The following is a 23,205-nucleotide window of genomic DNA, read 5'->3' on the forward strand; positions in this document are numbered from 1 at the left end:
CCTTATTCTCTTATCCTTTCGTTCCGCCTGCGGTTAATCCGGACACAAAGTTCTTTTGTAGCATGATAAAGATGACGGCAACCGGTATACTGATGAGCAAGGCACCCGCCGCAAATGTCGTATAGCTTGCTCCCATGACATCATTGACTAAATTGAATAAGCCTACGGGCAATGTATATGATTCCGGTGTTCTCAATATCGTTGATGACAAAACAAAATCTCCGAGCGGACCGGTAAAGCCATTCATCGCAACCACTGCCGCCATCGGTTTTGATAAAGGCAGGATGATCTGCAAAAAGATCCTCGTGCTGCTTGCTCCGTCCATTTTTGCACTTTCGTCTAAATCAATCGGAATGGAATCCATATATCCTTTCATCAAGTACGTATTCATCGGGATCAGACCGCCGATATAAAGCAGGATCAGCAGCCAATGGCTATTGACCATTCCTAATATTTGAGCCAGCACAAACAGGGCAATCAAAGCAGAAAACTGAGGGATCATTTGTAGCAATAAAAAGAGTGTTAATGCGCATTTCCTTCCTTTAAACCGAAAGCGGGAAAATGCATAAGCCGTAAACGTCACACAGATCAGTGAGCCAGCCATCGTAAACAGGCTGATTTTTATCGAGTTGATATACCACTGCACATATTGAAGGCTTTCCTTGCCCGCAAATAATTCTTTGTAGTGGTCAAATGTCGGATTCTTCGGAATGAGGGATGTACTGATTAAACTGTTGCCGGGATTAAAGCTGGCGCCTGCCGTCCAAAGGAGAGGATACACAATGATGACCGCCATGCAGGCTAAAAACAAGTAAGAGAAAAGGAGCCGCACAAATTTTCTGACCTTCATATCTGCCAGCATGTCTTATGCCTCCTCTTTAAAAGACTTCGTCTGTCTGAATTGCCACAATGCAATGGCAATCACAAACACAGACAATAAAATGGTTAAAGCAGCCGCAAGGGAATATTGGCTCGACTGCATCGTCAATTTATAAATCCACGATACAAGGATATCTGTTCCGCCGGCTGTTGATCCGGCTACAGCCGGACCGCCACCATTGAAAAGATAAATAATATTAAAGTTATTAAAATTAAATGTGAACTGTGTAATGATAATCGGAGCCATCGCAATGAACACCATCGGGAGCGTGATGTATCTCAGCTTTGAGAAGATGGAAGCGCCATCAATTGTCGCCGCTTCATAAAGATCTTCAGGAATCGATTGCAAAACACCTGTTGAAACAAGGAAGATATACGGAAAGCCAAGCCAGCCCTGCATGAGGATCAGCGCCAGCCTCGACCAATTCGCATCTGTCATCCACGGAAGCGGATCAATGCCAAAGAAAGCCAAAATGTCTTGATTCATTGCGCCGAAACTATCGTTAAACAAACCGGCAAAAATTAAAATCGTGACAAAGCCGGGAACAGCCCATGGCAAAATCAAAATGGTCCGGAAAAACCGTTTAAACCGGATGTCTTTCTGATTTACAATGATCGCCAGACATATCCCCAGACTGACTTGCAGAGTGGAGGCACAAAGTGTCCACACCACTGTCCAAGCCAGCACATCAAAAAAGGTCGAGCGCCAAATATCAACAGTGAAAATATCAGTGAATGTTTGAAAACCAACCCAATCTACTAATTTAGCAGGAGGGGAATGATATAAATCATAGTTTGTAAAAGCTAAGGCAAAGCTGAATAAGATGGGAAAGATCACTGCGAAAATTAAAATAAACAGAGATGGTCCGCTGACGACATATGGATAGCCTTGAGCAATGATATTTTGATATTGTTCTTTGAGAGAGCTCATAGGCTTCTTTTCATCTCGCCGTTTTCCGCTTTGATAAGCGTCTCGCAAATTCACATAATATACCGCGAGTCCAAAGCATGTCACAATGACAGCGATAATGCCTTCCGCCAGCAAAAACACCGAGTTATCCCGCGGCACTTCTGTTCCCAGCGTAAAAATTCCCCAAAGCCCCATATTCAGCAAATCTCCAAATACCGCAAAAAACGATGCGCCCAGTAGGAGAAACAAGAGGCCTTTTATCCATTGTTTGTTGTAGAATTGCCCAAGGCCCGGAATGATTGACAGTAACAAAGCGACTTTACGATGCTGCACCGTTTTCACCTCTCTTACAATACAAATTTTCTTTTCTCTTTATTTTCCGCTATGCTTTGCCTTCATCTGCCCTTTGGCCGTTTCAGCAGCCTGATCTAAGGCTTTTTTTGGGTTCGCTTTTCCTGTTGCAATCGTTTGTAATGCTGAATCCGCCGGGGTCCATATTTCGTTCATTTCCGGTATATTCGGCGTCTGCTCTGAGAAGCGGGATTGCTCGGTGACCGCCCGTGCCGCTTCGCTTTTCATGATCGCCTTGTCACTCGCTAATGATTGAACGGCCGGAACTTCTTTCGTTTGTTCATATCGTTTTTTAGAATTCTTTTCATTAGCCAGAAAAACGGCTAACTCTTGTGCCAGCTCTGCATGTTTTGAAAATGCGCTGACATTGTAGCTTTTGACGCCGATAAACGAGCTCATGTTTTTGCCGTTTTCCAGCTTAGGAAGCTTTGTGATGCCATAATCAATTCCCGCTTTTGAAAAGGCTTCTACATTCCACGGGCCTGAGATTATCGCGGCAGCCTTTCCTTCTGTAAACAGCGATTCGAGTACATTGATTCCCTGCTCTCCGACAATGCCGGCCGGGAATAAGCCGTCTTGATAAAACTTCTGAATCAGCTCGGCACCTTTGACAGCGCCTTCATTATTGATTCCAAGATCAGACGGGTCATCGTTTCCGTCCTTATCCTTTCCAAAGATATATCCGCCGTACCCGCCCATGACACTTTGCGCGTAATAAATTTGATCAAATAAGGCTAAAAATCCAAATTTGCTGCCATCAGCCGTTTTTTTAGAGTAGTCGTACCACTCTTCCAGCGTTTGCGGCAATTCGTCCTCTGAGATGAGATCTTTGTTATAAAAAAGCACTGTTGTTTCGACGGCTTTAGGCAGGCCATAAAGCTTCTGATCCACCATTTGAGACTGAATGGATGCGTCTGTGTAGAGCGATCGAACATCTTTTTCGACGTTTAATTCTTTGATTAATCCCTCTGTGACAGCCGTTCCGATCTGGTCACCGGGCATCGTTAACACGTCAGGCCCTGTGCCGGCCGGACCGTCCATACGCAAATCTTCAATCTGCTGGGCATAAGGTTTTTCAACAACTTTGACCTTTACATCATGCTCTTTTTCAAATTCGGCAACAGCGTCTTTAATGCCGATGCTTTTTTCTTTATCCTCCCACACGACAAGCTCCGAGCCCTTTGAACTTGTTTTTTCGCTGCTGCTTTCCTGCGGGCCGCAGGCGGTTAAAGATAAACTGACAGCCACGCAGAGCATGACACCGGCGTACTTTTTTACCATTTTCATCAATTGTCACCCTTTCGCTCTTAATGAAAGCGCTTTAAAAATAATATAGCACGGCTGAGAAAATGTGTAAACAAACTATTTACTCACATCGGTAAATTTTTTTACCAAATAAAAAATGACTTAGACTCCTAAGCCATTTTGAAATATGATTTAATTTAGGCTCTTTCTAACGATTAATTCAGCCCCCATATATAACGTTTTAACCGTTTTCCGTTTTTCCAGCACTCGCTCAAGCAATAATTCCACAGCATTTTTACATAGTTCCTTGATATCAATATGAAAGGTTGTCAACGGCGGAGAGACGTACTTGGCAAAGCTGATGTTATTGATACTCATGACACTCACTCTGTTTGGTATCGCGATGCCTTTTTCATTCAGGGCTTGCAGACAGCCGACCGCGATCGGGTCTGCCGCGATAAAAAAGGCGGTCGGAAGCTGATCGCCCAATGCTTCAATCGCTTTAGTCATCAGGCGGTAGCCATTTTCGACGGAGAAGCCGCGGTGGCATAAAATATAGCGCTCGTCCAGCATCCCTTTTTCCTGCATATAGGATCGGAACGTTTTTTCACGAATATCCATTTCATCCTGATTCGTGTTCGGATTTTTGTACGTGCCGCCAATAAATCCGATATTCTTATGCCCTTTTTCAAGCAGGATGTTTACCGTTTTCTTCGTCATTTGCGCTAAGTCCGGCCTGACCGAATCAAAATGGTCGGGATCAGGGGAAGAGTCAATAAAAACGCCGTTCTCCGTCAGATTTCTGAGAAACGCTAATTCTTTATCAGAAAAGGTACCCACGGCAATAAAACCTTCTGTATGAGCTGGAATGCATTCAATACCGTCCGTTATTTTATAGGTCGTCATGTCGACATTGAAGGTTTTCGCCAAATTCTCTACTTCTAATCTCATTGTTTTGAAATAGACATCTTCCAGCTCCTCTTGATCTGTCAGCCAATATAAAAAAGCAATGTGTTTCACCAGCGGCCTTACAGTTTTCTTGCGATAATTAAGTTTCTCTGCGGCTTCATAGATCTTTTCACGCGTCTCGTCCGGTACAGAAAGGCTCTCATCGTTATTTAAAACGCGGGAAACGGTTGAAATCGAAAATCCCGCGGCTTGTGCGATATCTTTAATTGTCGCCATTATATCTGCCTCCATTTTTAAGCATGCCAGTGGCCATTTTAGTAAAACATTTTACTTCCTTTTTCTTAAATGTCAAGCAGTGTAAGCTGCACAAAGTAAATAAGACTGAACCATTGCAGCTCAGTCTTGATTGTTTGTATGCACGAGCAGCATTGCCCGGGAAATGAGTCGGTTATTGGACGTTTTCCTCAAAATATCTCGAAAGGACATCTTCCACATTCGTCAAGTGTGCCAGCATCGCTTCTTCCGCCTTTGCTCCGTCCTGGGCAGCCACGGCATTATAAATCCGTTCATGCTCCTCGTAAAGCCGCTGCACCGAGGTCTTCTTGGAAAACAGCCAGATTTTCCGCGTTTCTCTCATGGTTTCCAGAAGCAATGATGATACGTGATTCATCAAATGTTTGAGCAGATCGTTTTGTGAAGCGTCAGCAAGTGCCAAATGAAAAGCGAAGTCTGCTTTTTCACCGAGCTCCCCGTCTGTTTCAATCTCACCCATCTCCTTTAATGCCGCATAAATGCTTTGGAGATCCTCTTCTGTACGTTTTTCGGCAGCTAATGAAGCCACGCCGATTTCAAGCAGTTTTCTGACCTCGAGCAGCTGTTTGACATCTTCTTTTTTCATTAAAAGTGCGGCTGACAGAGGCTGAGAAATTTGATCAGGTTCAAACTCCTTCAGGTAAGTGCCTTCGCCCTGCTTCATTTCAACAAGTCCCATCGCTTTTAATGCGGAAAGCGCTTCGCGCACCGCTGAACGGCTGACTTGAAAGCTTTCGGAAAGTGCCTGAACGGAGTCTAATTTATCCCCTGGCTTCAGTTGGCCGTTTTTGATCATTTCTAATAATGCATCTGCTACTTCTTCATATATCTTCTTTGTTTTAATCTGTTTATATTTCAATGCAATTCACCCCGCAACTTGTAGGTCTGGCTGTTTACGATCTATTATACTCCCTTTTGGGCGCCGCCAAAAGATTTAGACAATTTCGTTAAAAAGTCTTGTACTTTGATTTTTTTCAAAATATAATGCTAGGTAACTGGTCTTATTATCCAGTCATCAGATGATCATATCATCTTTAGAAACCGCTTACAAAAAGCCGGTTATGTTTGAAGGAGGGGTTTGGGATGCAATGGACACAGGCCTATACGCCTATAGGGGGAAATTTGCTTTTATCTGCGCTTGCCGCACTTGTACCGATTATTTTCTTTTTTTGGGCACTCGCCATTAAACGAATGAAGGGGTATACCGCGGGATTGTCCACCTTGGGAATCGCGCTGCTGATTGCGGTATTGGTTTACGGAATGCCGGCGGAAAAAGCGCTGATGTCCGCTACACAAGGAGCCGTATACGGCATTTTGCCGATCGGCTGGATCATTGTGACGTCTGTTTTTTTGTATAAAATCACCGTAAAAACGGGACAGTTTGATATCATTCGCAGCTCTGTTCTCTCGATTACCGATGACCGACGGCTTCAGGCGCTGCTGATCGCTTTCTCATTCGGGGCTTTTTTAGAAGGGGCGGCGGGCTTTGGGGCGCCGGTCGCGATTTCAGCCGCGTTGCTTGTCGGCCTCGGTTTTAACCCTCTTTATGCGGCGGGAATCTGTTTGATTGCCAATACGGCACCAGTAGCCTTCGGGGCGATTGGGATTCCGATTACAGCCGTTGAAGGGCCTACCGGAATTCCGGCGATGGAGATTTCTCAGATGGTTGGGCGGCAGCTGCCGTTTTTATCTGTATTTATTCCTCTTTATTTAATTATCATTATGAGCGGGTTCAAGAAAGCCTTTGAGGTGTGGCCGGCGATTCTCGTTTCAGGTGTTTCCTTTGCCGCTGTTCAGTATCTCAGCTCCAACTTTCTGGGGCCAGAGCTGCCGGATGTTTTGTCGGCGCTAGTGTCGATGGCTGCGCTAGCTGTGTTTTTAAAATGGTGGAAGCCGAAGAAAACATTCCGGTTTGCGGGGGAACAGGAATCGGCAGCCGCGATTGAAACGGCAAAACTACACCCTGATGATGCACCGGCTTACACCGGCGAGCAGATTTTTAAGGCCTGGTCGCCGTTTCTGCTGCTGACGGTGATGATTTCGGTTTGGGGTATTCCTTCGGTCAAGTCCGCGCTGACAGGACATTACGAAGGCACAGCCGTTCTCTTGAAGTGGCTGAATGTGATTGGAGAAAAGCTTACTTTTGCTCCTGGGGTGCCTTTTTTGAACAATCAGATCGTCAATGCTGACGGCACTCCGATTGAAGCGGTGTATAAGCTTGAGGTCCTCGGTTCGGCAGGCACCGCAATTTTAATTGCCGCATTGCTGTCAAAATTCATCACGTCGATTTCGTGGAAAGACTGGGGAGCTGTTTTTAGCGAAACACTGCAGGAATTGAAATTTCCGATTTTGACGATCGCCTCGGTCGTTGGTTTTGCATATGTCACCAACTCCTCGGGGATGAGCACGACGCTCGGCATGACGCTTGCGCTGACAGGCTCGATGTTTACCTTCTTTTCGCCGGTTCTCGGCTGGCTCGGCGTCTTTATTACCGGCTCGGATACGTCAGCTAACCTGCTGTTTGGCAACCTGCAGAAAGTAACGGCCTTATCGGTCGGAATGGACCCTGTTCTATCAGTCGCGGCCAATTCATCAGGCGGCGTCACCGGCAAAATGATTTCTCCGCAATCGATCGCGGTCGCGTGTGCGGCAGTCGGGCTCGCCGGGAAGGAGTCGGATCTTTTCCGCTTTACAATTAAGCACAGCTTATTTTTGCTGCTGCTCGTCTGTATCATCACCTTTTTGCAGCACCAGTTTTTCAGCTGGATGATTCCGTAAAAAAATCCTCCTTACAGGGAGGATTTTATTTGTACCGTTTTCTGGCTGCCGATGACGGAATGTTCAATTGATCGCGGTATTTCGCCACTGTGCGTCTGGAGATTTGGATGCGGTGCTGTTCATATAACAGGTCGGCAAGCTTTTGATCTGAGAGGGGTTTTGTTTTATCCTCTTGCTGTATCAATGCTTCAAGATGCGTTTTGACCGCATAGTTGGATGTATCGCCATCCCCAGAGGCCTCCGCTTTTCCTGAGAAGAACATCTTCATCTCAAACAATCCGTAAGGCGTTTGTATCGTTTTCCCTTTAATGGCCCGGCTGATGGTAGATTCATGCAGGCCTAGACAATCCGCCACCTCTCTCAGTGTCAGCGGCTTCATGGCGCTCCGGCCTTTCAAGAAAAAATCTTTTTGACGCGCGGTCAGCTCATTTACAATTCTGGTGATCGTCTGCTTCCGCTGCCTCAGCGCGCGGCTCAGCCAGCGCCACTCCTGATATTTCGAAGATAAATAGGAAACCGTATCCTGACAGGCGCCCGACGATAGAAGCGGCCTGTACTGCGGATGCAGCTCAATCTCCGGGAACGAGCGGCTGTTCAGTTCCGCTGTAATGTGGCCGTTTTTAACGGTGATGAAAATGTCGGGTTCAATATACATATCATGCTCCGGACTGGCAAATAGAAGGCCGGGTCTTGGGTGAAGCGCAGCAATTTTATCAGAAATGTCCTGAATCGTGTGAAGCGGCATTCCAGTTTCTTTTGAAAGCGCTTTCCAGTTTTTTTGCGCAAATACATCAAAGTGTTCTGAAACAAGCAGTTCTGCCTGTTCATTTCTCCTCGGGAGACGCTGTAATTGCAGCAAGATACACTCTTGAAGAGATCTTGCGCCGATGCCCGCTGGTTCAAGCGACTGAAGTTTTCTCAGAACCGCTTCCGCTTCCTCTGCCGAAACGGACAGGCGCCGGGCTGCTTCCTCCACATCTTCCTCCAGATATCCGTTTGAATCTAGCGAATGTATCAGATAATTAAAAATCTTTTTTTCAGTGTTTGACAGATTCATATCCAGCGATTGCTGTTTGAGGACATCCTGCAGTGTTTTTTGCGGATTGCTTAATTGAAGGCCCGCCTCCTGCCTGCTGATCCTGTTTTTGTTTGTTTTATGGTAAGATAGTGGCGGTGTGTCTGTTTCCTTTCGTTCAATAAGAGGGTTTTCCAGTGAGAGCTCATCAATGTATTCGGCCAGTTCCGCCGAATGATAGCTAAGCAGCGTGATGGCCTGCCTGAGCTCCTGTGTCAGTTGAGGCTTTAGTACTTGTACTTGCTGAAGTTTCATATCCATCTTGCTCACTCTCCTTTCTTCATTGTACATGATTGGGATGACACCGTATACATTTATGAAAAAGGAGCTGCCAAAGAAATGTCTGAACTTTTTTCTGTACCGTATTTTATTGAAAACTTAAAGCAGCATATTGAAATGAACCCGTCTGAGGATAAGATCCACGCAATGAACAGCTACTACCGTTCTGTGGTCTCAACACTGGTGCAGGATCAGCTGACAAAAAACTCAGTTGTCCTGAAGCGGATTCAGCATTTAGATGAAGCCTACAACAAGGTAAAACGAGGAGAAACAAAATAAACCTTCCGCTCACATATGAGCAGGAAGGTTTTCCTTCTTTGAGGCGTCCCGAATGATTTGAGTGTTTGGCACTCCCTCCATCCAAGTATGATAGTAATTGGCGTTTTTTCCGTAGGAATTATCAATGACCGTGTTTTCTTTTTGAAGAAGTGAAGACAAAATGTGGCCGTGCAGCCTTGACGTTTCCACCGATTTGTAACGGCTGAAAAAACGAATGGCTTTATTGATGATGTAATCTGAATATTTTCTCCATATAAATGCGATTGGCAGAGGATTGCCCGCTTTTTTGTTCAGGACGTTCAGCGTTTGGAGAAAAGCGATTGTCCGGCGGTCTGAAGCTGATAGCACGGTGCGCCAGTCATAGCTTTCCGCTTGCGCATGTCTTTGAAGCTCATCATTTGCTTCATGATCTGTTCTGATAAATCTCAGCTTTTGACCGGTCGGCTGCTGTGTCGGAATGATGGGAAACAGCTGGTGGGCCATATCAGGCAAGAGCTTGATATGATTGTTTTGAAAGTACGCCTGTGCCGTGGCATAGGAGGCTTTTTCCCTTGTGATAATATGCAGATTTGAATGGGCAGAGAAAATGTCAGCTGTCCGTTTTAAGTTATCTTCATTCTGATAATAAATCGATTGCGGCAGGATAACGATTTTGTGGTCCGGATAGGTTTGAACGATTTTCTCTCTAAATCCTTGATAGTACGGATATAAATCCCCGAAGTTGCCGCCTCCCTGACAGACGATGATCAGATTCGGATCAAGCTTTCGTCCGATTGGAAAATTGTCTGGGTTCCAGCGTTTTCTGACCCGAATGTCATTTTCTTTAAAGAAGGCTTCCGTTCCTTTCATAATAAACAAATCCCCTACATTTCCGTATAGAGGATAGTCGGCGTAAATGATTTCGGATTGCTTCGGTATCATATCGAGCAGCCCGGCCAGTTTTTTCTTCAGGCTGATCATTGAATGCTTGCTGTCCATCTCTTCACCTCTGTTGTTTGGAATAAGTGTAACAACACATCGATTACTCGGTCTTGATCTTCTTCGGTCATATTTGTTCCGGATGGGAGGCAGATCCCTCGCCTGAATAAGGTGTCGCACACACTTTCAGAATCTGTATGGGAATAAAATGCAGATGACGCAAACAGCGGCTGGGTATGCAGCGGCTTCCAAAGCGGTCTCGCTTCAATCTGTTCTTCAGCAAGATGCTGAACCACGTCATATGGAGTCAGCCCGTTATCGAGCGTGAGTGCAGTAAGCCAGCGGTTGGACACGCCTTCCGAGTATTCCGGCATAAAGCAAACGCCATCTATGCTGCCAAGCGCTTTTTCGTACCTCGCAAAAATCTCCCGTCTTTTCTCCACCCGCTCATCCAGCACCTCAAGCTGGGCAATGCCGACTCCTGCAAGAATATTGCTCAATCTGTAGTTGTGCCCGATTTCACTGTGCTGATAATGAACAGCGGGATCGCGGGCCTGTGAAGCGAGAAATCTTGCTTTTTCAATGGCGGCTTCATCGTCTGACACAAGCATCCCGCCTCCTGAAGTCGTGATGATTTTATTTCCGTTAAATGAATAAATGCCGAAACGGCCGAATGTCCCGCTCTGCTTCCCTTTATAGACAGCACCGAGGGATTCAGCCGCATCCTCAATGACCGGCACTCCGTATGAATCGCACAGGCTTACAATGTCATCCATTTTCGCGCTTTGTCCGTACAGGTTGACGGCAATGACCGCTTTTGGCGGATTTCCATTTCGTTTCGCTTCCTCCAGTGCTCTTTCAAGGGCTTTCGGAGACATATTCCACGTATCTGGCTCAGAATCGATAAAGACAGGCACCGCTTTTTCATATAAAATCGGGTTTGCCGTTGCCACAAATGTAAAAGACGGACAAAACACGGTATCTCCCGCTTTGACATCCAGCAAACGTAGCGCCAAATGAATTGCGGCGGTGCCTGAGCTGACCGCAGCCGCCCCTTTGGCGCCGACTCGTTCAGCCAATTTTTCTTCAAAAGTATTCACAAGCGGCCCAAGCGGCGCAATCCAGTTTGAGTGAAAGGCTTCTGAAATATAATGCTGCTCCCTGCCGCTCATATGAGGGGCTGATAAGTAGATTTTTTTATGCATGTAATCATCCTTTGCTTTAGGTTTGAATAGAAGAAATCACGCGCGCCGGGGTGCCTACAGCCGTTACGCCGTCAGGGATGGAGCGGATCACCGCAGAGCCTGCGCCGACGATGCTCCAGGAGCCGATTGTGATCTGCGGAATGACGGAGGCCCCGGTGCCCACATGAGCCCCTTCTTGAACCGCAATACCTCCAGAAAGCGTGGCGCGCGGAGAAAGATGGACGAAGTCGCCGATCTGATTGTCGTGCTCTGCGATCGCGCCCGTATTGATGATACAGTGGGCGCCGATCCGAACATCCGCCTGAATAATCGCACCGGCCATAATAACCGTTCCTTCCCCGATGACAGCCGATTTGCTGATGATGGCTGACGGGTGGATTAATGTGATGAAATCTTCTTTATATAATTCCAGCCGCTCTGCCAGCTGTTTTCTGACGCTGTTGTTTCCAATTGCAATCACAAACATGACGTCAGGGATCAGCCTGCGCACTTCAGAAATGGCTTCCGAGGGGCCTGTGTACAGCTCTCTCCCGGCATCAAATGTGCTGAATTTATCGTCCAGCACCGCAGCTAAGCGCGTGTCTGAACGGGCGCTTATGAGTTCTCTGATCACCTTTCCGTGACCGCCGTCTCCCACAATGGCCACGTTTCTCATGAAGACACATCTCCGCTTCCTGTGAAGCGTTCTGCCGTCACATGATTGGTTTGCTGAATGCCTTCTGAAACAAGAACTTTGCGTACCGTCAGACATAAAATTTTCAAATCGAGCAAGAATGAACGGTTGTCAACGTACCAAACATCCAGTTCAAATTTCTTTTCCCAGGAAATCGCATTTCTGCCGTTGACCTGCGCCCAGCCTGTAATCCCGGGCTTCACCTCGTGGCGCCGTGCCTGCTGTTTTGTGTAAAGCGGCAGATAATCCATCAGCAGCGGCCGAGGGCCGACGAGACTGAGGTCTCCTTTCACTACATTCAGCAGCTGCGGGAGCTCATCAATGCTCAGCTTTCTGATCAGCCTGCCTGTTTTCGTAAGCCGGACTGCATCCGGCAGCAGGTTGCCCTCACTGTCCCGTTCATCCGTCATCGTTCTGAATTTATAGAGGGTGAACGGCTTCCCCCCCAGGCCGGGCCGTACTTGTTTGAAAAAGACAGGCGATCCTATTTTCAGCTTGACAATGGCGATGGTGAAGAGAATGATGATACTCGTGCAGCACAATAAAAGAATAGCGGCCGTCAGATCAAAAAGACGTTTCAGGATCAAATATTTACAGCTCCTTTCGTTTTTCTAAACCGTTTCAGCACCATCTGTCGTTCTTCTTTCGTACAAACAAGCATAAAAGCGAAAACCGCGTAGCAGCAGCTGACAGCGGCACCTGCAGCAATCAGTGATGTCCAGCTTTCAATGGTGATACATAACTGGATGGCCTCACAAACCGCCCATGCAAACAAAGCGGCAAAGACCGGACCGAACATGCCTGTAAAAAACACATGCTTTTTGTAACCGGTAATGCGTGAGACATAAAGCGGCGTAAAGATAACATTTTTCAGCACAAGCGATATTGCCCCGGCAAGTGTAATGCCATAAAGCCCAAGATGAGCCGGCCCGCTTAATGTGACCGCCAGCACAACATTCACTGCGCCTAACAGCAGAGTGACGAGCGCCGGTGTTTTTTGTTGATTAAAGGCGGTCCATATATAAAACAACGGCATAAAGGCAAGGCTGACCGCCAAATATCCGGCGTGAATATATAATAGCGGCGCTACAGAGGAAAAAGACGATCCAAGCCAGATCGTCAGAAAAGGCCCGGCCAAACCTCCCAATAAGGCAGCCGGAAGCGCAAGCAAAAGCCCGTTCAGTCTCACTGCCTGATTGGCGTACTTGACCAAGCCGTCCATATCGCCTTTTGAATAATAAGAAGTAATGACAGGCGCAAATAGAGATGCGACTGTTCCTGCCAAACTGCGCAGCAGCAGCGGAAACTGGATAATCGCCGCATATTTTCCCGCTTCAGACGCACCCAGCACCAAGTTGGCGGTTAATAGGTCGATCTGCAAAAAAAGCAGCACGCCGATCTGATTGACTGAGTTCCAGGTTCCTGCCTGAAACAGTTCCTTACTTACGCGAAATGACAAGTCTTTCAGCTTAAATGAAAACCATGGAATCAGTTTTCTGAAAAAGTGGAAAGACAGGATAGACGCTATGACGGCACCGGCTAAAGCGGCAAGCTGAATCTGCCAGATTTTTGGCGTGAAGCAGGCAAACAGCGCCAGCACACACAGCACGCGGATGAGCATTTGCACCGCCTGAATGGAACTGGTGATATACAGTTTGTTGGCATAAAACGGCGCCGCTCCAAACCCCGCCATCAAAAAAGTTAAAAGAAACAGCAGACTTCCAATCAAAATCGACAGCCGAACATCAGCCAAAAGATCCTGTGGGACGTTCATGACGCGGTCAATAAAAAAAGCCGCACTCATAAGAGGCAGCAGAAGCAGCAATGAAATCAAAACAGACGCAGCCAAATAATTGCTGATATACGCATTTGCTTTTTCCTGCTCTCCCCTGTGGGCTGCGACAGAAAAAAAACGCACAACCACGGAGCTGAGCGCCACCGTGATAATGGAAAAATAATTAATCACATTTTGTGTTAAATTCACAAAGCCGAAAGCCTCCACACCAAGCGTTTTGACAATAAAAGGCGTCATCCAGACAGACAGGAATACGGACAAAAGAAAAGCTGTGAGATTGGCGCTGAAGTTTATGGTGAATTTCATGCCTGCTTTGCACTGCCTTTCATGGTTCCGCGAGTCTCAAAAAACAGCTTGATGAGAAAGATCAGCCGCCATTTGCACAGCGCTAAGACCAATCGCTCGCCTCTGCCTAATTTCTCATGCTGGAACGGTGTGTGTCTGACAGCCTGCCGCACCATGTCATAAGATAAAATCTTTCTGATCTGTTTTTTAATGTCTTTCGGCGGCTGCGGTGAGGCACAGGCGTTTGCCAGGAGCATCGGAAGCTGGTGCTTGCAAATGTACACATCCAAATCTTCTTTGCACACAGCCGATAAGCCGCGCTGATTGTAAAATGCGATTTTGGCTTGATATTGTTTTTGGATATTTTCATCCATCGCAGGTTTATAAGGAATTTCCGTCAGGCTGTTCGGATTTTCACGGTATATGTACAAACCTTCATCCAGCATTTTTACCCGCTCGGCTTCATAAAAAGCAGATAAATTAAAGGGCGAGTCTTCAGCAAAACGGATGTCTTCATCAAACCAAAGGCTCGCCCTTTCCAAAAGCTCACGGCGATACACATACCGCCATACATACCAGATAAATCTCGTTTCGTGGGCTTGTCGGAGCTGCTCAGCTATATCCGCTTTTGTCAGCACACGGCCTGTTTCGAGCTGCGGCGGCACGTATTCCCGCCTGTCTTCGGACTGTTTATAAAATCCGCAGCCAGCAATATCGAGCCGGTGCTGCTCTGCTTCGTCTGCAAGCCTTTGAAACATGGCGGGAGAGACATAATCGTCTCCGTCTACAAACCCGATATACGTACCCCGCGCCGCTTTGATTCCCGCGTTTCGAGCCGAACTCAAGCCGCCATTTTTTTTATGAATGACTTGAACTCTTGTATCCCGTTTCGCGTATGCCTCTGCCATCTCACCAGATCGATCGGGTGTTCCATCATTAACCAGGATAACTTCTATATCAGAAAGCGTTTGGGTCAGCAGCGAATCGATGCAATCTTCAATAAAAGGTTCAACGTTATACATCGGGACAATAATGCTGACGAGCGGTGTCATCGTGCTTCACCGCTGATTTTATCGCGCAGTCCTTTAAAATACATGTCCCGCGGAAAGCCGGCACGGTTTGTTTCTTTTGTCAGCAGCTCTTTCACTGCGGCTGTCACACGTTCCGGCTCCGGCTGTTCAATCAGCTTCATCATTGGAATCTCTTTCAGCCATTGGTAGCCTTCCATGACTTTGTGATCAAAAGAACGAATCACGACACATGGCGTTCCTGTCAATGCACAAAAAATCATGCCGTGCAGCCTGTCAGTGACAACGGCTTCCGCACTCTGCAGCTTAGACCAGAGCGCTTCCAGCTCCTGTTCCCGTGTATCGCGGCTGACCCGGCGCCCGACCGTTGTCGTAAAAGCTTTGATCTCGCCAAATTCATCAAAAAGAGCGGCCTTCACGCGGTTTCTCTGTTCCTCATGAAGCACACTTTCCTGATCCTCACGCAAACATATATACACCCCTTCGCGTTCCGCAGAGGCATTGCTTCTATCTAAATACAGCACCATATCGGGCTGCTTCAGGATCTTTTTTTCTTTAAAATGCCGCTTCATAAATTGGTACGTAGTTTCATCACGCGCCATCAGCAATAAACCGGGGTGCGCGTTATAAATTTTCTGCGCCCGTTCCAGCTCTTTTCGTCCCTTTTTCGTATCAGAAAAATGAACGGTTGCCGGAAGCTGGACGATTTGATAATCATGAAACGTTTTAATGATAAAGCGGCGCGTCCACTCTTCATACCGGTATAAATCCCCCATGTTTCCGCCGCCGATGATAAAGACCATATCCTCCGGGTGGCGGGAGCGAATCAGCGCTTTTGCAGATTTGTATATGTCCTTCATATCGACCTCAATGATTTCAAAATCGGAGTATTCCTGCTCAAGAAACGCTTTGCTGGCATAAGCAATGGCATGATCCCCCAAATTATCATGGGAAGGCAGCAGAGTCAGTATAATTTTCTTCTTATGTGCGGCATCCTTTACCGGCTGATCGGCCGCACCCAGCAAAAATTGGGACGGGTACTTAACCTTTAACAGCAGCCATTCTGCAAGATTGATTTTCAATGAATGTAACGACATCTCTTCACCCTCTGATTTTCATTTTGTACTCGATCACTCGCTGATACACGGCGGACGCCATGGCAACGAACGGAATCATTCTGTATTTCGCCATCAGCAGCAGGCATGACCGTTTTGCGTCAAAAGGCGCTGTCCCCGTTTTCGACAGGCTGCCTTGAAACACCGGATCAGCGCAAATCACGCCGACCGTTTTGAGCCTTTCCAAAAGGCGCCGGCTGCCGCTTGTTTTCCATTCGTTCAGCAGACAGATGGTGCTATGGAGAACGATAAAGAAATCAAGCTCCTTACGGTACTCCTCCAGCTTGTTGTTCTCCTGTAAAAACGCTGCGTTCGCCTGATACAGCGCCAGTCCTGATTCAAACAGTTTTTTCTGATAACCCTGCACGATGGAGGAAAGGTGAATTCGGTAATGGTAGAGAGGCGCTTCTACATAGGAAACCGAGCGGGCGAAAAAATGTGCCCTGAAGCTGAAAAACTGATCCTCGACATGCTCCAGCTCACCTCTGAGCGGGAATGAAAGCCGGTGCGCGTCAATCATGCTTCTTCGGTACAGTTTATTCCACGAAAATCCCCTGACCTTCCCTTCGAATAACGCCTTGATATAGGACTCCTTGGGCTGATCCCGATAGGTTTCCGCAATGTCTGAGACAACGGTTTTTTCAGTGTCCTCAAACTCTGCGGCGTAGTTGCAAATCACCAGATCGGTTTCCTCTGATGCTGCCTGAACCATTTGCAAGCAATAATCAGGCTCGATCCAATCGTCTGAATCTATAAATGCCACAAATTCTCCGCGGGCCGCCTCGATCCCTTTGTTCCGAACAGCACCGAGCCCTTGGTTTTCCTGGTGAATGACTCTGAATCGTTTATCCTTTTGCGCATATTCTTCCGCGATGTCCGGGCTGGCGTCTGCCGAACCGTCATTGACGATGATAATTTCAATATTGTCCAATGTCTGGTTCTTTAACGACTCAAGACAGTTTCTGATATAGGTTTCTGTATTATAAACAGCGACTAACAGACTAACCGCAGGTGTTTCCATAATGACCGGCTCCTCTTGCATAAATTACCGGGAAAAAATCGTTCTGTACGGCAGAACAGATGAATCAACCGGCATAAGCAAATAACTGTATAAAAAATAACAAACCACAATGGCGATATAGATCAACGCATTCGATTTCTCATCAAATATTCTGACAAAATAAGGAACTAAGATCATTTGATACAGCCCGAAGTAAATATTAAATCTGGCAAAGATCACGTCCTTTGTGGCCAAGAGACCGAATAAAAACCCGAGAAGGCACAAATTAACGACAATATCGATCTGCGGCCACAGCTTTCGGAGACGCTCTCTGTAACAAAAGGCCAGAAACAGCGGCAGGACCAAAACAGCGATTTTGACCACATTCATTCCGTTTGTATTGGTCATCAGCCACTTTTCATAATGGCTGTATGAGCTGTTTTCAAGCACAACGACAAATACCGAAATAAATTTCTGGTATAAAAAGGTCATGCCGAGAAATAAAGCTGAGAGACCGAATATTGCCGGTGACCAGGCTTTTCTTCTGACAATAAAATAGACCGGAATCATCACCAGCGCTGAGGAGTGAAAGAGCGAACTGACTAGCACAATCAGAAAGTAACGCTTCCAGTTTCCATTGATGATATAGCGAATCGCCCAAAACAAAGCGGCTGCCACCATGTATTGTCTGATTCCGTTAAAGGATGCGTAATAATGAAAGGTTCCTAAAAATAAAAAGACGCTCAGCTCAAACGGTCTGCCGTAGTCTGCCAGCGTCTTGATAATAAAGATATAGGTCACGGCCGCAACAGTGACATACATGATTTGCGGGTCCTTCGTGATGAAATTCATCAGCCATAACAGCGCGGTAAAGCCCGGATCTGTTGCCGTTTTCGCTGTGCCAAAACCGAATATCTGCCAAATATTTTGATAGTCTCCTGCCATTTGATACAGCAGCGTATACGTCTGAAAATCTGTACCGACCCTGTAACGCAGCCCTGAAACAAGCACAAGTGAGGCGAGCGGAACCCAAATGAGAAGCTTGTTCGGTCGATAGCCCGTAGCAAGTGACCCATCCCGGCCGCCGCACATTTTAGCAAACCAAGACCAAATATATACAATTCCCATATTGACGACATACACAATCATTTTTTATTGTCCTTTTTCAGTGCTAATCTGATATAAATTCATCAATGCACCTACATTTTGCTGCGCATCATAGCCGAGTTTTGCAAGGGTACTTTTAACGAGCTCCCGCTTCGGCCTGCCTGCGGCGGCCGCTCTTACAATCGTTTCAGCCCAAATGTCCATCGGCTTAGAGAGACTTACCCTTTTCACAAGTCCGAGCCCCGTATCGACTTTTTCTGTGATCGTGTCTGAAATAATACACGGAAGACCTGAAGCCTGCGCTTCCACAAGCACAACAGGCAAGCCTTCGTACAATGATGGCATGACAAATACATCAAAGGTGCGCATGAGCTCATGAATGTGTTCTTCAGTTCCTAAAAAGAGAACATCGGAAAGCAGATTCAGCCGCCGCGCTTCCTCCTCCATCTGCTCCCGCATCGGTCCGTCTCCTGCGAGAACCATCTGAAAGCGAACTCCCCGTTTTTTCAGGTGAACGGCGAGCTTCAGCAAAAACGCATGATTTTTCACTTCATGAAATCGGGCCACATGACCAATGATCAGCCGGTCAGACGCTATGCCGCGTGCTTTTTTTTCGTCATCGGGCGCCTTGCCGGCTGGAGAAAACAGATCAAGGTCTATTCCGTTCGGCAGCAGATGAACCCGCTTCCGCTCCATATTGGATCGCCCGAATAAAAACCGTCCCGCATCCTCTCCGCAAGCGCACAATTCAGTCGCATATGACAAAATGAGGCGTCTGAACACCATCAGCTGCAGGCGGTCCTTCCAATTGAAGGCGGTCTTCCACGAGGTGTTATGGGAATGGCATACTCTGACCTGCACTCCAGCTAGCCTTGCCGCAAGCGCGATAAAGCCGGTTTGAAAATCTGTGTGCGCATGAACCGCGCTGAATGGCCCGTTTTCTTTTATTGTGTTTCTTACATTCTTCACAAATGTGATGGGATTGCTTTGTCCGATACTCGGGACATAAAAAAGCCGCCCGCCTAGCGATAAAATTTCTTCATCATAAGCGCACGGATCATTTCGATAGGTTAAAAAATCAAATTGCACCTTGCTTCTATCCATTTTCCGATATAAATTCATGACCATGGTTTCCGCGCCGCCCCTGTTCATGCCGCTGAAAACATGGAGCACGCGCTGTTGGCTGTTATTCATGCTTCACAAGCCCTTCCTTCTGATTCATCACTCTTTTTTTATGGTAACGATTCATCACAGCAGGAGGCATAAACGCGCGAATGAGCGGTTTTGCGATATATATGTAAGCGGAAAAAGGAAGCTTCAGGCGTCTGCAAGCCTGGTATACAAGAATGGCGTTGTCGATTGAGTAGGTAAAAGACCGCCTCTTGAATGCGTCGCTGTCTTCCCTTACTTTATACAGCGCTTCTTGGAGGTTATAGCCTCGAAAGCCCTCTTCAAAAAAGCGGAGCCACAAATCGATATCCTCCATTCGCCTTGTCCGCCGCACCGAACGATAGCCTTTCAGCGTCTGGTAAGCGCTGGCTCTCATCATGATTGTCCCATGGCAAAACGGCGTCCCTTTCGCCATAATGGCCGGGTCCGGAACAGAAGGCAGCATCCGTGTGCCCCTTACGCCAAATTCATCAAACACAAGCATGCCGGTGCCGACCACCTGGTAGTGCCGATGCTTCTCTAAAAAGGCAACCTGCTTCTCCAGACGGCGCGGAAAGGACAGATCATCTCCGTCCTGGCGGGCGATATACTCGCCTGTGGCATAAGAAAGACAGTGATTTAATGAAGCGGCAAGCCGCTTGTTTGTTTGATTGTGAATGAGCTTGATGCGGTCGCTGTAATGAGCGGCATACTGCTTCGCGATACGGAGCGTGCCGTCTGTTGACGCATCATCGCACATGATCAGCTCCCAATTTTTATAGGATTGGCTGAGAATGGATTCAATGCTTTCCGCCAAAGTGGATTCACAATTATAAATGCCCATAATGACAGAAACTTTCGGTCCTGAATTCATACGCTTTTCTCCTTTTTATCCATGTACACGGAATAAATATCTGCCATTTCTTCAACCGTTCGCGCTTCAGAAAAGCGCAAGGCTGTTTGGCGGCCTTCCTGTCCAAGTGATCTGCGCAGTTCCGGCTCAAGGTAGAGCTGTTCAATCCGGTCAGCAAAAGCAGCGCTGTCGCCCATTTTGATGAGGAAACCGTTTTTTCCGTCACGGATGATTTCCCGGTGTCCGCGGTTATCAGTGGCAATTGCCGGCTTTTCCGCCGCCATGCCCTCAAGCACATTCATGCCGAGGCCTTCTCTGATGCTGGATGCGACAGAAACATCCGCAAGCTGGATCAGCTCGTGAATATCGCGGCAAAAGCCGTAAAAGCAAACATTGCGGGAAGCTCCTAACTTTTCAGCTAAATCCCGATACGTTTGTTCCATCGTTCCTTCTCCGGCAAAAACAAGACGGAGCTCCGGTATCTTATCTTTCAGCAGTGCTGCAGCTTCAATTAACAGCTTCTGATTTTTATTGAGGTTCAATTCAGCCGGATAGATCAATATAAAGTCGTCTTTTTGGAAGCCGTGTTTTTCTCTCAGCCTATGCTGCTTTTCAAGGCTGGCTGGCCTAAACCTGTCTGTATTAACGCCGATGCCGTGAATTTTTTCTGTCATCCCGCCCGGTCTTTGAAGCCCTTTCGCTCGCGTGTAATCTTCTTCATTTATGGTGATCAGGCAGTCTGTATAGGCAGAAAGCCATTTTTCAACCGGATAATAAAGGACCCAGTTTTTCATCGGCGCTCCGCTGCAAAAATGAAATCCGTGTGCGGTGTAGAGCACCTTTGTTCCGTTCCGTCTCGCTTGCCTTGACGCAAGCCGTGCGAGAACGCCGCCGACCGGCGTATGGCAATGGACGATGTCGTACTCGTTGGTTTCGATCACTTTCTTCAGCTGTCTGTAAACGGCAAGGTTCTGAGGATGGAAGGGTGACCTTCGGATCGGAATGGAGAATTTCTCATCGACATACGGCAGTCGCGTCTGCCCGCTCGCAGCAACATGAACCTCCCAGCCCAATTGTTTAAACCATTTAAAGTAAGGAAGATGAAAGGCTTTAAAATGATAATCGACAGTGGCACAAAATAATATTTTTTTCGTCATCTTCACTCCCCCTAACGAATGCCGGCAGCCGTCATTTCGTTTGATGTGTCTATTGCCGCAAACAGCCGCTCTCTGAGCTCGGCTTCCGGCAGCTGATTGAAATCTTCTATAAAACGCATCAGCAATGGCCAGTCGCCGTCCACCGCTTTGCCGATATGGATTTTCGGAAAAACTTGTTCGGCATGAACTTCATTTTTGTTCAGTAGCTCCTCATACATTTTTTCACCCGGGCGAATACCTGTGAACTCAATTGGAATCTGCTCCGTCGTGTAGCCAGATAAATGAATGAGGTTTTTGGCGAGATCGACAATCTTCACGGGCTCTCCCATATCAAGAACAAAAATCTGCCGGCCTTTCGCCAGCGCTCCAGCTTGGATGACAAGCCGTGACGCTTCGGGAATGGTCATAAAATAGCGGGTCATCGCCGGATGTGTCACTGTAACGGGACCGCCTTTTTCAATCTGTTTCTTAAAAATTGGAATGACGCTGCCCCGGCTGCCGAGAACATTGCCAAAGCGAACCGCAACGAATTTCGTTCTGCTGAATTTCCCCAGATTCATAATAATCATTTCGGCAAATCGTTTCGTTGCTCCCATTACATTGGCCGGGTTCACCGCTTTATCCGATGAAATGAGCACAAACGTCTCTGTCCCGCACATATCTGCCGCTTCCGCCACGTTTTTTGTTCCGATGATGTTGTTTTTGACTGCCTCTTCAGGGTTGTGTTCCATTAAAGGCACGTGCTTATGGGCAGCCGCGTGATAGACGACGTGCGGTTCGTATTTTTTCATTAAGGTAAACATTTTGTCACGGTCTTGCACATCCGCAATTTCCGTGTGGAACACGATGTGTTTTCCGAATCGTCCATTCAGTTCAGAATAAATAGAATGAATGCTGTTTTCCCCATGGCCGAGAAGAACGATTTCCTTAGGCTGGAACGCACTGATCTGCCGGCAGATTTCCGAGCCGATTGAACCGCCCGCTCCGGTGACGAGAACTGTTTTTCCTTTGATGCGGTTTGAAATTTCGCTTGTGTCGAGGGTTACCGGCTTCCTGCCTAGCAGATCCTCGGCCTTTACATCTCTGATTTGACCGGCAGTGCGCGTTCCAAGCAGCATTTCATCAAAATGAGGCATGATTTTGATGTTCACTCCGGTTCGCACGCATTCTTTGTACAGCGCCTGCAGTTCATGGGTACGGAGAGAAGGAATCGCAATAATGATATAGTTAATTTTGAGCTTTTGTACCGCAGGCATGATACTTTCTTTTCCGCCGATGACGGGCAGCCCCATCATTTCCAGCTTATGTTTCGTTTGATCGTCATCAATAAAAGCGACAGGTGTAATGTCGGGATCATCTTTTTGCAGCAGCTGCCTGACCATCAGGGTTCCGCCTGATCCCGCTCCGATAATCAATGCGCGGGCCGATGTGCTGCGTTTTTTTCTGATGCTTTCTTTTAAGATTCTCGATAAAACGCGGGTTCCCCCAATGAACAGAAGCTGAAGCACCCAGCACGCTGTTAACAGCCGGAAAAACATCGTATGATACACAGCGTACTGTATGATGCCGGTCACAGCGGCTGAAATCGTAATGACCTTAAGCAGAGCAATCAGTTCGCCGAGTCCGGTGTATGTCCAGACCTGTTTATACTGATGGAACAGGATAGCACATACATGATAGCTGAGGAGCAAGCTGACTGCGGTAAGCAATAATGCTCCGGAGTCATAAAATTGATAAGAATCTTTTAAAAATTGATATCCTGCAATAACTGAATTTAAAACGAGATAAGTATCCAGCGCGATAATCATTGACAGTCTTCTCCGGTAACTCAACCTTTTCCCCCCTAATACTTTTATCGGTTTAGCTGCGGCGGTTTTCGTCTTCTAAAAAATCGACAGCAGCT

The 23,205-nt window shown here is 47.1% G+C and carries 21 protein-coding genes; 2 read left to right on the forward strand and 19 right to left on the reverse strand.

Annotated features, from left to right (window positions below; genetic code table 11):
- Positions 1–10: 10 nt before the first annotated feature.
- The 5 genes from ganQ to lutR form a co-directional block, all read right to left on the reverse strand.
- Complete coding sequence (gene ganQ / locus NST56_RS18230) at positions 11–862, reverse strand: arabinogalactan oligomer ABC transporter permease GanQ (protein WP_326334291.1); 852 nt, start codon at positions 860–862, stop codon at positions 11–13.
- Positions 863–865: 3 nt separating this feature from the next.
- Positions 866–2,122, reverse strand: coding sequence for an arabinogalactan oligomer ABC transporter permease GanP (ganP, locus tag NST56_RS18235; RefSeq protein ID WP_010331937.1), 1,257 nt, complete (start codon positions 2,120–2,122; stop codon positions 866–868).
- Between the two features lie 39 nt (positions 2,123–2,161).
- The gene (locus NST56_RS18240; protein ID WP_168748791.1) at positions 2,162–3,427 is read right to left on the reverse strand and encodes an extracellular solute-binding protein; all 1,266 of its coding nucleotides are present in this window, start codon (positions 3,425–3,427) and stop codon (positions 2,162–2,164) included.
- A gap of 150 nt (positions 3,428–3,577) precedes the next feature.
- A complete protein-coding gene (locus NST56_RS18245; RefSeq protein ID WP_268504620.1) occupies positions 3,578–4,570 on the reverse strand; it encodes a LacI family DNA-binding transcriptional regulator in 993 nt (330 codons plus the stop codon).
- Positions 4,571–4,742: 172 nt separating this feature from the next.
- Positions 4,743–5,465, reverse strand: coding sequence for an L-lactate utilization/bacilysin biosynthesis transcriptional regulator LutR (gene lutR, locus NST56_RS18250; protein WP_326328806.1), 723 nt, complete (start codon positions 5,463–5,465; stop codon positions 4,743–4,745).
- A gap of 224 nt (positions 5,466–5,689) precedes the next feature.
- On the opposite strand from lutR, the gene lutP reads away from it, so the two are divergent.
- On the forward strand, positions 5,690–7,384 hold the full coding sequence (gene lutP / locus NST56_RS18255) for an L-lactate permease LutP (protein ID WP_339178279.1): 1,695 nt from the start codon (positions 5,690–5,692) through the stop codon (positions 7,382–7,384).
- 25 nt (positions 7,385–7,409) lie between these two features.
- Here lutP and rpoN read toward each other — a convergent pair whose 3' ends face one another.
- On the reverse strand, positions 7,410–8,720 hold the full coding sequence (rpoN, locus tag NST56_RS18260) for an RNA polymerase factor sigma-54 (protein ID WP_339178282.1): 1,311 nt from the start codon (positions 8,718–8,720) through the stop codon (positions 7,410–7,412).
- A 78-nt stretch (positions 8,721–8,798) separates the two neighbouring features.
- Between rpoN and yvfG the strand changes: the two genes are divergently transcribed.
- A complete protein-coding gene (gene yvfG / locus NST56_RS18265) occupies positions 8,799–9,017 on the forward strand; it encodes a protein YvfG (protein WP_010331943.1) in 219 nt (72 codons plus the stop codon).
- A gap of 9 nt (positions 9,018–9,026) precedes the next feature.
- Here yvfG and NST56_RS18270 read toward each other — a convergent pair whose 3' ends face one another.
- The 13 genes from NST56_RS18270 to NST56_RS18330 are packed head-to-tail and all read right to left on the reverse strand — an operon-like array spanning position 9,027 to position 23,134.
- Positions 9,027–9,995: a polysaccharide pyruvyl transferase family protein gene (locus NST56_RS18270; protein WP_229149291.1), complete on the reverse strand. Its 969-nt coding sequence runs from the start codon at positions 9,993–9,995 to the stop codon at positions 9,027–9,029.
- Positions 9,974–11,140 (reverse strand): aminotransferase class I/II-fold pyridoxal phosphate-dependent enzyme, encoded by a 1,167-nt coding sequence (locus NST56_RS18275; RefSeq protein WP_326196711.1) that lies wholly within the window; start codon positions 11,138–11,140, stop codon positions 9,974–9,976. Before NST56_RS18275 ends, NST56_RS18270 begins: the two co-directional genes overlap by 22 nt.
- A 16-nt stretch (positions 11,141–11,156) precedes the next feature.
- Positions 11,157–11,795 (reverse strand): acetyltransferase, encoded by a 639-nt coding sequence (locus tag NST56_RS18280; RefSeq protein ID WP_168748798.1) that lies wholly within the window; start codon positions 11,793–11,795, stop codon positions 11,157–11,159.
- Positions 11,792–12,400, reverse strand: coding sequence for a sugar transferase (locus tag NST56_RS18285; protein ID WP_339178287.1), 609 nt, complete (start codon positions 12,398–12,400; stop codon positions 11,792–11,794). The genes NST56_RS18280 and NST56_RS18285 overlap by 4 nt, the downstream gene beginning before the upstream one ends.
- The gene (locus NST56_RS18290) at positions 12,397–13,914 is read right to left on the reverse strand and encodes an MATE family efflux transporter (RefSeq protein WP_168748800.1); all 1,518 of its coding nucleotides are present in this window, start codon (positions 13,912–13,914) and stop codon (positions 12,397–12,399) included. The genes NST56_RS18285 and NST56_RS18290 overlap by 4 nt, the downstream gene beginning before the upstream one ends.
- Positions 13,911–14,945, reverse strand: coding sequence for a glycosyltransferase (locus tag NST56_RS18295; protein ID WP_339178290.1), 1,035 nt, complete (start codon positions 14,943–14,945; stop codon positions 13,911–13,913). Before NST56_RS18295 ends, NST56_RS18290 begins: the two co-directional genes overlap by 4 nt.
- The gene (locus tag NST56_RS18300) at positions 14,942–16,018 is read right to left on the reverse strand and encodes a polysaccharide pyruvyl transferase family protein (protein ID WP_339178293.1); all 1,077 of its coding nucleotides are present in this window, start codon (positions 16,016–16,018) and stop codon (positions 14,942–14,944) included. The genes NST56_RS18295 and NST56_RS18300 overlap by 4 nt, the downstream gene beginning before the upstream one ends.
- 4 nt (positions 16,019–16,022) lie before the next feature.
- Positions 16,023–17,057: a glycosyltransferase gene (locus tag NST56_RS18305; RefSeq protein WP_268447120.1), complete on the reverse strand. Its 1,035-nt coding sequence runs from the start codon at positions 17,055–17,057 to the stop codon at positions 16,023–16,025.
- A gap of 24 nt (positions 17,058–17,081) precedes the next feature.
- Positions 17,082–18,185 (reverse strand): biofilm exopolysaccharide biosynthesis protein EpsG, encoded by a 1,104-nt coding sequence (gene epsG / locus NST56_RS18310; RefSeq protein ID WP_168748804.1) that lies wholly within the window; start codon positions 18,183–18,185, stop codon positions 17,082–17,084.
- Positions 18,186–18,188: 3 nt separating this feature from the next.
- Positions 18,189–19,337 (reverse strand): glycosyltransferase family 1 protein, encoded by a 1,149-nt coding sequence (locus tag NST56_RS18315; protein WP_339178297.1) that lies wholly within the window; start codon positions 19,335–19,337, stop codon positions 18,189–18,191.
- Positions 19,330–20,166, reverse strand: coding sequence for a glycosyltransferase EpsE (gene epsE / locus NST56_RS18320; RefSeq protein ID WP_326196706.1), 837 nt, complete (start codon positions 20,164–20,166; stop codon positions 19,330–19,332). The genes NST56_RS18315 and epsE overlap by 8 nt, the downstream gene beginning before the upstream one ends.
- Positions 20,163–21,302: a glycosyltransferase family 4 protein gene (locus NST56_RS18325; protein ID WP_339178298.1), complete on the reverse strand. Its 1,140-nt coding sequence runs from the start codon at positions 21,300–21,302 to the stop codon at positions 20,163–20,165. Before NST56_RS18325 ends, epsE begins: the two co-directional genes overlap by 4 nt.
- A gap of 11 nt (positions 21,303–21,313) precedes the next feature.
- Positions 21,314–23,134, reverse strand: a complete 1,821-nt coding sequence (locus NST56_RS18330; protein WP_173400508.1) for a nucleoside-diphosphate sugar epimerase/dehydratase — start codon at positions 23,132–23,134, stop codon at positions 21,314–21,316.
- Positions 23,135–23,205 lie beyond the last annotated feature (71 nt).

Origin of the sequence: Bacillus sp. FSL R5-0560 (assembly GCF_037966305.1) — a bacterium.
Lineage (GTDB): Bacteria > Bacillota > Bacilli > Bacillales > Bacillaceae > Bacillus > Bacillus mojavensis.